The sequence below is a fragment of the Streptomyces griseoloalbus genome (assembly GCA_014650015.1).
Taxonomy (GTDB): Bacteria; Actinomycetota; Actinomycetes; order Streptomycetales; family Streptomycetaceae; genus Streptomyces; species Streptomyces griseoloalbus.
Genome location: BMUD01000013.1, coordinates 82774 through 96444 on the forward strand (window position 1 = coordinate 82774; position 13671 = coordinate 96444).

Annotated in this window: 14 protein-coding genes, 2 tRNA genes and 2 pseudogenes; 8 read left to right on the forward strand and 10 right to left on the reverse strand. The window is 72.2% G+C overall.

From position 1 onward, the window contains the following. The first annotated feature begins 40 nt into the window (after nt 1-40). Together IE178_RS20520 and IE178_RS20525 are read left to right on the forward strand one after the other, a co-directional pair. Nucleotides 41-2509, forward strand: coding sequence for an MFS transporter (locus IE178_RS20520; protein WP_498370642.1), 2469 nt, complete (start codon nt 41-43; stop codon nt 2507-2509). 109 nt (nt 2510-2618) lie between these two features. After that, complete coding sequence (locus IE178_RS20525) at nt 2619-3440, forward strand: YceI family protein (RefSeq protein WP_193513316.1); 822 nt, start codon at nt 2619-2621, stop codon at nt 3438-3440. A gap of 33 nt (nt 3441-3473) precedes the next feature. Here the strand turns inward: IE178_RS20525 and IE178_RS20530 are convergent, their stop codons facing one another. Continuing rightward, nucleotides 3474-4196 carry an ANTAR domain-containing protein gene (locus IE178_RS20530; RefSeq protein ID WP_193513317.1) on the reverse strand — a complete coding sequence of 241 codons (723 nt, stop codon included), beginning with the start codon at nt 4194-4196 and terminating at the stop codon, nt 3474-3476. Between the two features lie 173 nt (nt 4197-4369). On the opposite strand from IE178_RS20530, the gene IE178_RS20535 reads away from it, so the two are divergent. Together IE178_RS20535 and IE178_RS20540 are read left to right on the forward strand one after the other, a co-directional pair. After that, a complete protein-coding gene (locus IE178_RS20535) occupies nt 4370-4726 on the forward strand; it encodes an STAS domain-containing protein (RefSeq protein WP_373301135.1) in 357 nt (118 codons plus the stop codon). Nucleotides 4727-5005: 279 nt separating this feature from the next. Further along, nucleotides 5006-5476, forward strand: a complete 471-nt coding sequence (locus IE178_RS20540; RefSeq protein WP_184764420.1) for a PPOX class F420-dependent oxidoreductase — start codon at nt 5006-5008, stop codon at nt 5474-5476. A gap of 53 nt (nt 5477-5529) precedes the next feature. Here IE178_RS20540 and IE178_RS20545 read toward each other — a convergent pair whose 3' ends face one another. From IE178_RS20545 to IE178_RS20570, 7 genes and pseudogenes are all read right to left on the reverse strand, one after another. Continuing rightward, nucleotides 5530-6303: a TetR/AcrR family transcriptional regulator gene (locus tag IE178_RS20545; RefSeq protein WP_193513318.1), complete on the reverse strand. Its 774-nt coding sequence runs from the start codon at nt 6301-6303 to the stop codon at nt 5530-5532. An 87-nt stretch (nt 6304-6390) separates the two neighbouring features. Then, a pseudogene (locus IE178_RS36975) lies at nt 6391-7077 on the reverse strand (mannosyltransferase YkcB-related protein); the annotation flags it as partial. Continuing rightward, nucleotides 6996-7198, reverse strand: a pseudogene (locus IE178_RS36085) (two-component sensor histidine kinase); the annotation flags it as partial. The pseudogenes IE178_RS36085 and IE178_RS36975, both read right to left, overlap by 82 nt. Beyond that, nucleotides 7195-7935 carry a response regulator transcription factor gene (locus IE178_RS20555; RefSeq protein WP_193513319.1) on the reverse strand — a complete coding sequence of 247 codons (741 nt, stop codon included), beginning with the start codon at nt 7933-7935 and terminating at the stop codon, nt 7195-7197. The gene IE178_RS20555 and the pseudogene IE178_RS36085, both read right to left, overlap by 4 nt. Before the next feature lie 65 nt (nt 7936-8000). After that, entirely contained in the window at nt 8001-8933 is a 933-nt protein-coding gene (locus IE178_RS20560; protein WP_184764417.1) for an amidohydrolase family protein, read from the reverse strand. 73 nt (nt 8934-9006) lie between these two features. Then, the gene (locus IE178_RS20565) at nt 9007-9879 is read right to left on the reverse strand and encodes a DUF2797 domain-containing protein (RefSeq protein WP_184764416.1); all 873 of its coding nucleotides are present in this window, start codon (nt 9877-9879) and stop codon (nt 9007-9009) included. 157 nt (nt 9880-10036) lie between these two features. Next, nucleotides 10037-10441 carry an HGxxPAAW family protein gene (locus IE178_RS20570; protein WP_193513320.1) on the reverse strand — a complete coding sequence of 135 codons (405 nt, stop codon included), beginning with the start codon at nt 10439-10441 and terminating at the stop codon, nt 10037-10039. A gap of 101 nt (nt 10442-10542) precedes the next feature. On the opposite strand from IE178_RS20570, the gene IE178_RS20575 reads away from it, so the two are divergent. From IE178_RS20575 to IE178_RS20585, 3 genes are all read left to right on the forward strand, one after another. Then, the gene (locus tag IE178_RS20575) at nt 10543-11019 is read left to right on the forward strand and encodes a MarR family winged helix-turn-helix transcriptional regulator (RefSeq protein ID WP_193513321.1); all 477 of its coding nucleotides are present in this window, start codon (nt 10543-10545) and stop codon (nt 11017-11019) included. 205 nt (nt 11020-11224) lie between these two features. After that, nucleotides 11225-11665: a DUF7144 family membrane protein gene (locus tag IE178_RS20580; RefSeq protein WP_193513322.1), complete on the forward strand. Its 441-nt coding sequence runs from the start codon at nt 11225-11227 to the stop codon at nt 11663-11665. Nucleotides 11666-11730: 65 nt separating this feature from the next. After that, nucleotides 11731-12246 carry a potassium channel family protein gene (locus tag IE178_RS20585; protein WP_193513389.1) on the forward strand — a complete coding sequence of 172 codons (516 nt, stop codon included), beginning with the start codon at nt 11731-11733 and terminating at the stop codon, nt 12244-12246. Nucleotides 12247-12524: 278 nt separating this feature from the next. Here the strand turns inward: IE178_RS20585 and IE178_RS20590 are convergent. Both IE178_RS20590 and IE178_RS20595 read right to left on the reverse strand, forming a co-directional pair. Further along, a tRNA-Arg gene (locus IE178_RS20590) sits at nt 12525-12597 on the reverse strand. Between the two features lie 209 nt (nt 12598-12806). Beyond that, a tRNA-Ser gene (locus IE178_RS20595) sits at nt 12807-12897 on the reverse strand. Between the two features lie 178 nt (nt 12898-13075). Between IE178_RS20595 and IE178_RS20600 the strand changes: the two genes are divergently transcribed. Then, nucleotides 13076-13606 carry an SSI family serine proteinase inhibitor gene (locus IE178_RS20600; RefSeq protein WP_193513323.1) on the forward strand — a complete coding sequence of 177 codons (531 nt, stop codon included), beginning with the start codon at nt 13076-13078 and terminating at the stop codon, nt 13604-13606. Nucleotides 13607-13671: the final 65 nt, after the last annotated feature.

The following is a 13671-nucleotide window of genomic DNA, read 5'->3' on the forward strand; positions in this document are numbered from 1 at the left end:
TGCCAACCACGGGGGAGGCTCCACGGAAAGCCACGCTCCGATGACGCACCGGCAGATCATGGAGGCGCTGTCGGGCCTGCTGCTCGGCATGTTCGCCGCCATCCTGTCCTCCACCATCGTCACCAACGCCCTGCCCGAGATCGTGGGCGACCTGGGCGGCGGGCAGAGCGCCTACACCTGGGTCGTCACCGCCTCGCTGCTGACGATGACCGCCTCCACTCCCCTGTGGGGCAAGCTCGCGGACCTGGTCAGCAAGAAGGCCCTGGTCCAGATAGGCCTGATCGTCTACGTCGTCGGCTCCGTCGTCGCCGGCCTCGCGCAGAACCCGGCGATGCTGATCACCGCCCGTGCCATCCAGGGCCTGGGCGCCGGTGGTCTGTCCGCGCTGGCGCAGATCATCATGGCCGCGATGATCTCCCCGCGTGAGCGCGGGCGTTACTCCGGCTACCTGGGCGCGACCTTCGCCGTCGCGACCGTCGGCGGTCCGCTGCTCGGCGGTGTCATCACCGACACCAGCTGGCTCGGCTGGCGCTGGTGCCTCTACGTCGGCGTGCCCTTCGCGCTCATCGCGCTGATCGTGCTGCAGAAGACGCTGCACCTGCCGGTGGTCAAGCGCCGGGTCAAGGTCGACTGGGCCGGTGCCTTCTTCGTCACCGCGGCCGTCTGCCTGCTGCTCGTCTGGGTCACCTTCGCGGACGACAAGTACTCCTGGATGTCCTGGCAGACCGGCGCCATGGTCGGCGGCGCGCTCGTGCTGACGCTGATCTTCCTGTTCGTCGAGAGCAGGGCCGCCGAGCCGATCATCCCGCTGCGGCTGTTCCGGAACCGCACCATCACGCTGGCCTCGCTGGCGTCGCTCTTCGTCGGTATCGCGATGTTCGCGGGCACCGTCTACTTCAGCCAGTACTTCCAGCTGGCCCGTGACAAGTCCCCGACCATGTCGGGCGTCATGACCATCCCGATGATCGGCGGCCTGTTCGTGTCGTCCACGGTCTCCGGCATGATCATCACCAGGACCGGCCGGTGGAAGGGCTGGCTGCTGGCCGGCGGCGTGCTGCTCACGGCGGGCCTGGGCCTGCTGGGCACCATGCGCTACGACACCCCGTACTGGCACATCGCGGTCTTCATGGCACTGATGGGCCTCGGCGTCGGCATGATGATGCAGAACCTGGTCCTGTGCACGCAGAACCAGGTGGCCCCGGGCGACCTGGGCGCGGCCTCCTCCGTCGTGACGTTCTTCCGCTCCCTCGGCGGTGCGGTGGGCGTCTCGGTGCTCGGCTCGGTCATGTCGACCCGGATCAGCCACTACGCGTCCGACACCATCGGGCAGCTCGACCCGCAGGAGCGGGCGGCGGCCGCCAAGGCCTCCGGCAGCGGCGACATCCCCGACATGGACCTGCTGCCCCACGGCATCCGCGAGTGGCTGGAGAGCGCCTACGGGCACGGCATCGCCGACATCTTCCTCTACGTCGCCCCGATCGCCCTGCTCGCGTTCCTGGTGACCCTGTTCATCAAGGAGGTCCCGCTGCGGACGTCGGGCGCGCTGGCCCAGGCGACGGAGGAGAAGGCCGGGACCCCGGCGCCGGCTCCGGTGCCCACCCCGGCGGAGGCCGCCGCCGAGGCGCCCGCCGCGGCCGCCGGCCACGTCCCCGGCTGGGCCGTCTCCGACACGGAGGCCGCCGCGAAGGGCGCGACCGCACAACCCCTGTCCGCCGTCGCCACCGTTACCCGCCCGGAGGAGCCCGCCGGCGGCATCCCGGTGCGCGGCTTCGTGCGGGGCGCCGACAGCGCGCCCGTGCCGCGGGCCGCCGTCACGCTGATCTCCCTGGCGGGGCGTCAGCTGGGCCGGTCGGTGGCGCAGTCCGACGGTTCGTACGCGGTGGACGCGCCCGGCACCGGGTCGTACGTCCTGATCGCCGCCGCCGACGGCCACCAGCCGCAGGCGTCCACGGTCGTGGTGAACGGCGAACCCGTCACCTACGACATCCTGCTCAGCGGCACCAGCGGACTGACCGGACTGGTCCGCGCCGCCGGCGGCGGGCTGCCGGTGAAGGACGCGATGGTGATCGTCACCGATGTGCGCGGGGACCTGCTGGCCACCGGGAGCACCGGCGAGCAGGGCGAGTTCTCCTTCGCCGAGTTGGTGCCGGGCGCGGTGACCGTCGCGGTGAACGCCGCCGGGTACCGGCCGCGCGCGCTGCCCGTCGAGGTCGGCGGCACCGGTGTGACCCGGATCGAGGTCGAGCTGGAGACCGGCGCCCAGGTGCAGGGCGTGGTCCGCGCCCCGCACGGGCCGCTGGCCGACGCCCGGGTGACCCTCGTCGACGCGGCGGGCAACGTCGTCGGCACGGCGACGACCGGCGCGGACGGGGCGTACGCCTTCGCCGACCTGGACGGGGGCGAGTACACCGTCATCGCCACGGGCTACCCCCCGGTGGCCACCGCGCTGACGGTCACCGGCGGCGGAGTCGACGACCACGACATCGAACTCGCCCACCCGGGCGAGTAGCCGGACCCCGGCCCGTGGCGGGCGAGCGCGTTCTGCAGCCCAGACGCGCCCCCGCCGCGGGCCGGTCTCATCATGACCCTTTTGTAAGCCTTTGCAGGGAGAAAACGGGATGCCACTGACCGCGAGGATCCGTACCCGGGACGGATGGGCCGTGTCGCACGCGGTCGTCACGGTGACCGACGGGACCGGTACGCAGGTGCTGCGCGCCGAGGCGGACGCCGAGGGCGTTGTCCGCGACGCCACCGCGCTGGCTCCGGGGGCGTACACCGTGATCGTCACCGCGGTCGGGTACGCGCCCGCCGCCGCCAGCGCCATCGTCACCGCGAGCGGGCGGGCCGAGGTCGGGACGGTGACACTGGCCCGGCAGGGCGGTACGGAGCTGCCGCCGCCCGGGCCGTGGACCGTCGACCCGGCGCATTCGAGCGTGGCCGCCGTCGCCCGGCACCTGGGCATCTCCAGCGTGCGCGGCCGGTTCACCGACTTCGCGGCCAGGGTGGAGGTGGCACCGGACGACCTCGCCAAGTCCCGGGTGGAGGCGGTGATCCGGGCGGCGTCCATCGACACCGGCAACGGGATGCGCGACACCCATCTGCGGTCCGCGGACTTCCTGGACGTCGAGCGGTACCCGGAGATCACCTACCGCTCCACCGGACTGACGGCGGCGGGCTCCGACCGCTGGACCGTCCACGGAGAGCTGGCCATGCGCGGTGTCACCCGCCCCGTCGACCTGGACCTGGCCCACCTCGGTACCGGGGCGGACCCCTGGGGCGGCACCCGGGCGGCGTTCCGCGCCACGGCCGAACTGCGGCGCGAGGACTTCGCGATGAACTACAACCAGGTCCTCCAGGCCGGCATCGCGGCCATCGGCACGACGCTCAGGGTGGAGCTGGACATCCAGGCGGTGCGGGGGGAGTCACTGCCTGCCGCGTAGGGGCGGACCCCCCGCGGGAGCCGACGAGGGCCGTCAGGGGGTGTTGTGGGCGTCGACGATGCGGCGGGCGAGGTCGCGCAGTTTCACGTTCTCCCGCTGTGAGGCCCGCACCAGGCTGTCGAAGGCGCCGGCCGCGTCGATGTCCAGGCGCTCCATGAGGATGCCGGTGGCCTGGCCGATCAGGTCCCGGGTACGCATCGCCTCGGTGAGCTGCTCGCGCACGGTGGCGGAGTCGAGCGCCATGCCGACGTGCGCGGTGAACAGCCGCCCGATCCGCAGCGAGGTCTCGTCGAAGGCACGCGGCTTGCGGGAGTAGGTGGTGAGCACCGTCAGCCGGCGGCGGTCGGCACGCAGCCGCAGCGACAACACGGACCGCAGGCCCCGTTCCGACAGTACGTCCTCGCCCTCGTCCCCCTCGCTGTCCTCGACCCCGGCCACCGGGGCGGTCCACAGGCGGTGCCAGTACGGCCGGCGCTCGGGCGCCGGGTGTCCGTCCTCGGCGGAGCGCACGACCTCGTCGGTCCAGGCGAGCGTGCGGCGCCGGTTGTTCCGCTCGATCACGGAGATGCCCGCGTGGTCGGCGCCCGGCACGAGGTCCACCGCGAGACGGACCGCGGTGTCGAGGGTGCTGTCCGGGCTGGACGTGTCATGCAGTTGGCGCGCCGCCGCCGTAAGCGCTTCCGCCAGTTCCACACCGACAGGGAAACGGGGCAAATCGGAAAACCGGGACGCAACCACCACGAACCTCTTCGGCATGCACGATCGAACGGTCGTGCGCAGGAGAGCTCCGCAGCACATTCCCGACTGCGAGCACAGGACGTACACAACTTTAGCCGCTTCCACTGATCCGCTCCGACGTGGTGCAATGGGCGGACGGGTCAGGAAGCGGCCTTACCGGAAACCGGACGAACGTCTGCCAGGTGACTGTCGTGACCTTCCTGCCGAAACCCTCCGAGCCACATGAGCTGTCCGACCGCGTGCTGTTCCCGTTCCCGCCGGAGATCGACTTCTCCAACGCGGACGAGCTGCTGCCGCTGATCACGTCCCAGGCCCGCCCCCGCCCGGACCGGCGGCCACGGGTCGTGGTGCTCGATCTCAGCTCGACCCTGTTCATGGACTCCCAGGGCGTCCGCCTCATCAACGAGGTACGCCGACTGCTGCACCCCGAGACCCTGGTGTACGTGGTGGCCCGGCCGGACGGCGTGGCGAGCCGCGTCCTGGAACTGACCGGCCTGCGCCGCGACGTCCCGGTGTACGACAACGTCCCGGAGGCGATGGCCGCCTAGGTGTGCTGTCACTTCGCGTCGTCGCCCGCAGGGCGGCCTCGCGGCGTCAGATGCGTGCTCTCGGCGTGCCGGGCGCAGAGCCTCGTACGGGATGTACTCGGCTCTGCACGCGACGTCTGCCGCGCGACGCCCGGCACACACTCTCGCCGCACCACCCGAAAGGCCGAGTACGCCCGGTACGAGGGCTTCCGGGCGGCACACCGAGAGCACGCACCGGACGCCGCGCGGCTGCCCTTCGGGCTACGACGCCACGTTCGCGGCAGGCCCTAGTCTGGCGCCATGGCACCGAACATCGCGACGAACACCCGCGTCTCCCTCGATGAGTTGCTCGACTTCGTACGCCCCCGGCACCGCGCGATCCTGCTGACCCGGCGGGCCGACGGCGGCCCCCAGGGATCGCCACTGACCTGCGGCGTCGACGACTCGGGCCGGATCGTGGTCTCCACCTACCCCGAGCGCGCCAAGACCCGCAACGCCAAGCGGGACTCCCGGGTGAGCCTGATCGTCCTCAGCGACGAGTGGAACGGACCGTGGGTACAGATCGACGGCACCGCCGAGGTCGTCGACTCGCCCGAGTCCGTGGAACCGCTGGTGGAGTACTACCGGAACATCGCCGGGGAGCACCCCGACTGGGACGAGTACCGGGAGGCGATGGTCAAGCAGGGCAAGTCGATCATCCGGATCACCCCGGAGCGCTGGGGGCCGGTGGCGACCGGCGGGTTCCCTGCGCGGCTGGCGGAAGGGGAGTAGTCAGGAGGCTCCTCGGTCTCCTGCCCTGCCGCACCGGTCAGGCCGGGGTCTTTTCAGTCCCGGCTGCGGGCGACCATCGCCTCGATGCCCGCGACCAGCAGGTCCAGGGCGAAGGCGAAGTCCCGTTCCATCATCTCCTCGACCGTGTCGCCGCCGCGGGCCTCCATGATCCTGGCCGACTCCCCGATGACCTCGGAGGCGTCCGGTGACCGCGTCACCTCGGTCATGGCGTGCCGGTGGTACTCGTCGGGGGTCAGGCCCGTCGAGGCGACGCGGGCGAGGAAGTGGCCCTCGATCGTGCCGTTGCCGTACACGAACTGGAAGACGGCGGAGATGGCCCCGGTCAGCTCGTGCGCGGGCAGGCCCGTCTTCCGGACGACCCGCTGGATCACCTCGGAGAACGACAGCGCGTTGGGCCCGATGTTGAGGAATCGCCCGACCAGCGGCGACAGCCAGGAGTGGCGCACCAGCAGGGCACGGTACTCCCGGGCGAGCGCGCGCAGCTGGTCGCGCCAGTCCTCGTCGGCAGCCGGATCGGGCAGCGCGGGTTCGCCGAAGGCCGCGTCCAGGGCGAGCTCGAGGAGGTCGTCCTTGGTGTCGACGTACCAGTAGACGGACATCGCCGTCACGTTCAGTTCGGCGGCGAGCCGGCGCATGGAGAACTTGTCCAGGCCCTCGGCGTCCAGCAGCCGTACGGTGACCTCGGTGATCCGATCCCGGTCCAGCCCCGACGGCTGCCCGCCGCCGCGCCCGCCGCGGCGGGCCTTGCCCTCCAGCCAGACACTGGAGCGCGGCCCACGCTCGGACCGCTGGGCTGTCCTCACCATGGCGCACCTTCCTCGACTCGCCGACGCCGGTTCATGCTAGGGCCTGTCTGACCCTTCGCGTCGTCGCCCGCGGGGCAGGCGGGATCCGCCGCCGGAGACGAAGTAGTGGATCTTCCCGTCCTTCACGTACTGCTGGAACTGGGCGAGCGTCGGGGACGGGTCGGTGCCGATGAAGCCGCCGATCGCCATCACGGGCTCGCCGGTGGCGAGTTGGTGACTCGCGGCGTTCTGGGCGCCGATGGCCGCGGCGGCCCAGGTGTAGTCGTCGGCGTCGGTCTCCAGCAGTTCCTTCGCCTCGGTGTCGACGTCCGCGCCGCCGAGAAGGCCGCCCATGCCGCCGCCCGCGCGGCCTCCGGGCATGCCGGCCTCGGCGTTGGCGCCGGGGCCGGTCTGCGCATCCCGGCCGGGACTCTGGCCGTTCTGGCCGTTCTGGCCCGTCGGACCGCCGCCGGGAAAGCCGCCGGTGCCGTTGGTGCCCGCGCCGGGCGGGGTCCGGCCGCCGGGGCGGCGGTCAGCGGGGTCGCCTCGGAGGTCGGGACCCCGTTCCGCGTCGTGCGCTTGCTGACGACCCCTTCGGTCACCCGGTCGCCCTCGATGGTGACGCCGATGGTGCCGATGCCCTGCGGGCCCTTGGTGACGAGGTCGAGAGGGTCCTCCTCCCCCATGAACCGCAGGAGCGGCTCGCCGTGCCCGGGACCGCCCGCCGCGCGTTTGGCCACCTCCCCCACCTGGCCGTCCAACTGCTCGTACAGATGTGACCGCAACGCCAGCGTGGTCACGGTGCCGACGCGCACACCACCGCGATCAACGTTACGGACGCGACGACGAGCCGCGTCCGCAGCGTGCGCGGCTTGCCCACACGCCGCCGCGGACACGGTCGTCGCCGCCCGCTCACGAGACCGCGGGCTTGATCAGGTATCCGGCGCCGCGCCGGGTGTGGATCATCGGCTCCCGGCCGGCGTCGATCTTCCGGCGCAGATACGAGATGTACAGCTCGACGACGTTCGCCTGCCCGCCGAAGTCGTAGGACCAGACCCGGTCGAGGATCTGGGCCTTGCTGAGCACGCGCCGCGGGTTGCGCATGAGGAAGCGCAGCAGCTCGAACTCGGTGGCGGTCAGGTGGATGCCGTCCCCGCCCCGGGTGACCTCGTGGCTGTCCTCGTCGAGGGTGAGGTCGCCGACGACCAGCATCGACTCGGACCGGCGGTCGGCGGCGCCGGACCGCCGGATCAGCCCGCGCAGCCGCGCGACGACCTCCTCCAGGCTGAACGGCTTGGTGACGTAGTCGTCCCCGCCGGCGGTCAGTCCGGCGATACGGTCCTCGACGGCGTCCTTGGCGGTCAGGAACAGCACGGGCACGTCGGGCAGCTCGCGGCGCAGCCGCCCGAGGACGGACAGTCCGTCCATGTCCGGCAGCCTCATGTCCAGGACGACGGCGTCCGGCCGGAACTCGCGCGCGGTCCGCAGGGCACCCTGGCCGTCCCCCGCGCTGCGGATCTGCCAGCCCTCGTACCGCAGGGCCATGGACATCAGCTCGGTGATCGACTGCTCGTCGTCCACCACGAGCACGCGGACGGGGCTCCCGTCCGGCCTGAGCAGTTCGGTGCGCCCCTGGGGCGAGATCGTGGTCATGCCGCACACGATGTCCGGGGCCCCTGAGAGCACTCTTTCGGCATCCTGTGTTTTCGCTGAGAAACTCACAGGGGCGTTTCGGGGCGGGCCGGGGGCCGCACCGGCAGGCCGAAGAGCCGTGCCGCGTTGTCGTGGCACACCCCCCTCAGCCACGCCTCCCCGAGTCCCAGCCGCTCCAGCGCGTGCAGCTGATGGACGTACGGATACGGGATGTTGGGGAAGTCCGAGCCGAGCAGGATCCGGTCGCCGAGGGCGGCCAGCCGGGGCAGGGCCCGGCGGGGGAACGGCGCCATGCGCTCGCTGAAGTCGGTGAACGCCATGGTGGTGTCCAGACGCACCTCCCCGTACCGCTCGGCGAGGTCCAGGAAGTCCTCGTACTCGGGCATGCCGAGATGCGCCACCACCAGCCGCAGCCGGGGGTGCCGCGCCAGCACCCGGGCGACCGGCCCGGGGCCGGTGTGCTTGCCGGGCGCGGGCCCGGACCCGCAGTGGATCACCACCGGCACGCCCGCCTCGGCGAGCAGACCCCAGGCCGCGTCGAGCGCCTCGTCGGCCGGGTCGTACGCACCCACCTGCACATGTGCCTTGAACACCCGCGCCCCCGCCTCCACGGCCTCCCGGACGTGGTCCACGGCCCCGGGCTCGGGGAACAGCGTCGAGGTGTGCAGACAGTCGGGGGTGCGGCGGGCGAAGTCGGCAGCCCAGCCGTTCAGCCACCGCGCCATGCCCGGCTTGTGCGGGTAGAGCATGGCGGTGAAGGCCCGCACGCCGAACTGCCGTAGCAGCGCGGCCCGTTCGCCCTCCTCCCTCCGGTACGTGATCGGCCACTCGACGCCGCCGGTCAGCGGCCCGAGTGCGTCGAAGTAGGCCCACACCTTGCGCAGCACCCGCTCCGGCATGAAGTGCGTGTGCACGTCGATGAGGCCGGGCAGCCCGAGCCCCTCCCAGAAGCGCCGCACGTCGCCGGCTTCGGTACGGGTGTGGGGGTCAGCGCTCATGCCGCCACGATCACCCGGGACCGCGCCCCCGGTCCAGCCCTCAGAACAAGCCGTCCTGCGCCCCCGGGCCACCTCAGAACAAGCCGTCCTGCGCCCCCGCCCGCTCCCTGAGCGCCCGGACCGGCATCGCGAACTCCCGCCCACCGGCCGGAACCAGCCCCCACCCGGCCAGCAGCCGGGTGTCCAGCACCACGACTCCCCTCCCCGTCAGCAGATGCAGATCCGGACCGGCGGCGGCCACCAGCTCACCGCTCACCGCGCCTCCGGCGACCAGTTCGGCGACCTCCCCCACGGCGGCCGGCACCCCCGTCAGCCCGAACACCTCGACATGATCGACGGGGTGGAAGGGCTCACGGCCGAGCGACTCCGGCCACCCGCTCAGGGCGACCGCCCGCGCGTGCAGCTCGGCCGTCTCCGCCGCTCGCCCCGCCGCCGTCGCGGGGAGGGACGCCCTCACCGCCCGCTTGTCCGCGTAGGCGATGCGGTCGGGCACGCGCAGCGCGGCGCGCAGCAGCTCTTCGGTGCGCCGCGCCGCCATCAGCGGCCCGGTCCCCAGCCAGCTGAAACAGACCGCTCCCTGCTCCAGCAGCCGCGCCGGACCCCGCTCCACCGCCGTGATCCCGACCTTGGCCATCCCGGGCCCGAACCACGCCAGGTATACGCGGTAGGGCCGCGGATCGTCCGCGAGGGTGTCGGCGGCCACCGAGTGCGCCCGGTCCAGCCGCGCGCACTCCTCGCAGCGCGCCCCCGTACCGCGCGCCGACACCGCCGCACCGAGCGGACACGCATGCCCCCGTGCCCCCACGCATCCGCGCACTCCCCCTTCCTCGACCCCGAAGGCGACCCGCTTCCCCCAGGTCAGCGCGGAGCGCCGGCCACCGTCCCACACCAGCACGGGACCGTCCGCCGACCACCGCAGCCCCGAGCACCGCCATGCCTGTCCCATCTCTGACGAGAGTAGAGGCGACCACTGACATTGATAGTGGTGCGCAGGTCCCGGTGGCCGCTGAGGTCCTGGTGGCCGTGAGAACCCTGCGGCAGCCGTCCGGGGTAACCTCCCGGCGTCCCTGGCCGTGGCTTCGCCGACGACCGCGCGCGGCGGCTCAGCTCCGGGGCTGTCCGGCGCGCGCGGGATCCGCGCCTTCCGCGCCGCTCCCGCGCACGGGTACGGGAACCCGGCCCGCCGCCGGGGCGGGCCCGCGGCGGGCTCGCCCCCGGCCCGCCAACCGGCATCCGAGGCACCCCGTATGCCCCTGCCGGACAGTCAGGTCCCGCACCCGCCACCCCCACTGCTCCCTCGGCCGCGGCCCCGACGGCTTGCCCCACCCGGCCAGGTGCAGCACCCAGGTGACGAGCAGACCGGCCAGGGCGATCACCGGCCCGCCGACCAGCAGCGGCCCGGACACCGTGCAGACCCCCAGGCCCAGAACCGCCGTACCGACACCGGCGATCGCGAAACCTGTCCACCCCGCGACCGTGTGCCCGTGGTCATATGGATGTGCGCTCACGTGCCTGCCCCCCCTTTGCAGTCGGCGCCCATAATCTCTCACATCCTAAGAAATTTACTATAGAAACCCCTCACGAACTAAGGAAAATGAGGAACCCCGGAATGCAAGCCAAGCCGCGCCCGTCCGCCACCCCGGAGCAGGCGCTGTGGGCGATGGACCAGCTCATCGCGACCCACCTGGTGGGTCAGCACGAGATCGCCCAGCAGGTGGGCCTGAACGTCACCGACCTGACCTGCTTCGCCTTCGTCCTCCAGGCCGGCGAGAACCTGCTCACGGCCGGCGAACTGGCGGACCGCGTCCATGTCACGACGGGCGCGATGACCGGAATCCTCAACCGCCTGGAACGCGCGGGCTACATCACCCGCCGCCCCGACCCCGCGGACCGCCGCCGCGTCCGCGTGGCCGCCCTGCCCGACGCCGTGGCCCGCACCCGTGAGATCTACGAGCCCTACTACGCCCGCATCACCGCGCTCTTCGCCGACTACACCGCCGAGGAGACCGCCGTACTGCACGACTGGTTCCATCGCGCGAACACGGTGGCGGCGAACTACCTGGAGGAGCACTGCCGTACCGACTGACCCGGCGCGCGCGGTACGGACCCGAGGTGCCCGGTGCGAGGCGCGCCCGGCACCGGGGTGCCGGGGCCGAGGTACCGGGGCCGAGGTGCCGGGGCCGAGGTGCCGGGGCCGAGGTGCCGGGGCCGAGGTGCCGGGTGCCACCCGGAGTGCCAACCTGAAATGAGGGACCGCACCGCTCGGGGACAGCCGAAGGGCAGGCGAGAACATGGCGAGCAATGTCAGCGGCACGCGCCACCACCAGGCCGGGTGGGAGGCGGCAAGCCCGTGGGCGACGAGCTGGACGGTCGCCGCGGCGGTACTGATGACCTTCGGCGGCATCATGGCGATCTTCCAGGGCATCGCCGCCATCGCCCAGGACGACGTCTTCGTCGCCACCCGAGACTTCACGTACAAGTTCAGCCTGACCGGCTGGGGCTGGGTCCATCTGATCCTCGGCGCCCTGGTGGCCGCCGCCGGTCTCGCCCTGTTCAGGGGGGCCGGCTGGGCCCGGGCGGTGGGAGTGGCGCTGGCCGGGCTCAGCATGATCGCCAACTTCGTCTGGCTGCCCTACGCACCGGTGTGGTCGATCGTCCTCATCATCATCGACGGCTTCATCATCTGGGCCCTGTGCGCACCGCGCCGCGAGTCCCCCGAGTCCCGGGCCTGAAGCGCGCCCCCACCGTCCGGAGCGCCCTCTGGCTCTGGCTGGCCGAGGTCACCGGTGTGGCGGCGATGGTCACCGCCTACTTCCTGCTCCCCCTGGACCGGCTGGGCCCGCACCGCCCGGTGCTCAGCTGGATCCTCTTCTGCCTCGCCCTGGCCCTGGTGGCCCTCCTGCTGCTGAGGCAGGTCGTCCACGTACTGCTGTCCCGCCGGGACGTCCGCCCCGGACTGGTCATCCCCCCACTGATGTGCCTGTCCATCCTGGTCTTCGCGACCGCCTACCAGGCCCTGGCCCAACGCCCCGGCGAGCTGGACGGCATCACCACCCGCCTGGACGCCCTCTACTTCACCCTGGTCACCCTGGCCACCGTCGGCTACGGCGACATCACCCCGCACGGCCAGACGGCCCGCCTGGTCACCATCCTGCAGATCCTCTACACCTTCGTCTTCCTCACCGCGGCGGCCACCGCCCTGACCCACTACCTCCGGACCACCCTCCGCGACCACGGAACCTCCCCCGGACACGACGCCCCCGCTCCAGGCCCCGACCCCGACCCCGACTCGGACGACGCGGACACCGGATGACACCGGAACGCCAGAGGCGGCCGGCAGATCGCCGGTGACCAGGCGTGGCCCTCCCACGCCGCGTACGCCCGCTCGGACAGCCACCTCCTCGCGCGGCACCGGCATGGACGTCGCGTGGGCGCACCGTTGCGGGGACGATGCGCGCAAGACGAAGCCGACAGGCGACCCCAGTAGCCGCTGATCCACCGCGGCGGGCCGCTTCCTCGTCGCTGTACTTCACTGCGGTACGACCCGGAAACGCCGAAGGCCCCGGATCTCTCCGGGGCCTTCGATCTGTGTGCACTCGGCAGGATTCGAACCTGCAACCTTCTGATCCGTAGTCAGATGCTCTATCCGTTAAGCTACGAGTGCTTGTCTTTTCAGTTTTCTCGCCGCTCCCCGGCCCTTTCGGCCCGCTCGCGGCGACAGGAAGAACATTACATGACTGCCGCCGCCATGTGAAATCCGTTTGCCATACCCCTTGTGACCTGCGAAAACACAGGATCGAGCGCTATCGAGCGGTGACGGCGCGGCGTCAACGACGAAGCCCCGGCCACTGGGGCCGGGGCTTCTGATCGGGGCGGAGGCGGAGGGATTTGAACCCTCGATGGGCTTTAAGACCCAAACCGCATTAGCAGTGCGGCGCCATAGACCGGACTAGGCGACGCCTCCCTGCACGACCTTCCGCGCGCGAGCGCGAGTGGTTCGTGCGTGCCGATGATGACACAACCGTGTGGGGTGTCACCAATCGCCCCCCACGGTACTAGGCGGAGAGCCCGCAGGGCAAAGCACTTCCGACCGGGACGTCGGCGTGGCGCAACGTCCCGCGCGGTGGCGCGTTGGGCAGGTCATGACGCAGATCGTTCGTTCCGACACCTTCCGGCCGCCCGCCGCCCGGCCCACCGCCCACCCGACCGCCCGGCCCGCGCTGCGGCGACTCGTCGTCGGTGCCGTCGCCGCCTCCGCCGCCGCCCTCACGTCGCTGTCCGCGGCGCCCCCGGTGGCGTACGCGCAGGATGCGGCTCCGCGCGGTGACCGTCTCGTCGTCACCGTGCGCGACGCGGGCGACGGGGCGGACGGGACGTACGAGGTGTACTGCCGGCCCAGTGGCGGCAGCCATCCCGACCCCGCCGGGGCCTGTGCCGCCGTCGACCGGAACACGCGGTGGGGGGAGGACGCCTTCGCGCCGGCGCCGCGGGACGCCGTCTGCACCATGCAGTACGGCGGGCCCGCCACCGCCCGGATCACCGGCACCTGGGCCGGCCGTCCCGTCGACGCGACGTACGACCGCGCGAACGGATGCGCGATCGCCCGCTGGGACCGGCTCGTCCCCCTGCTGCCGGAACCGCTGCCCGAACCGCGCTCCGCGGGGCGTCCATGAGGGACTCGGGGGGCGCGTGGGGGGGCGCGCGTCGGCGAGTCGGGGCACAGCGGGCGTAAAGGTCC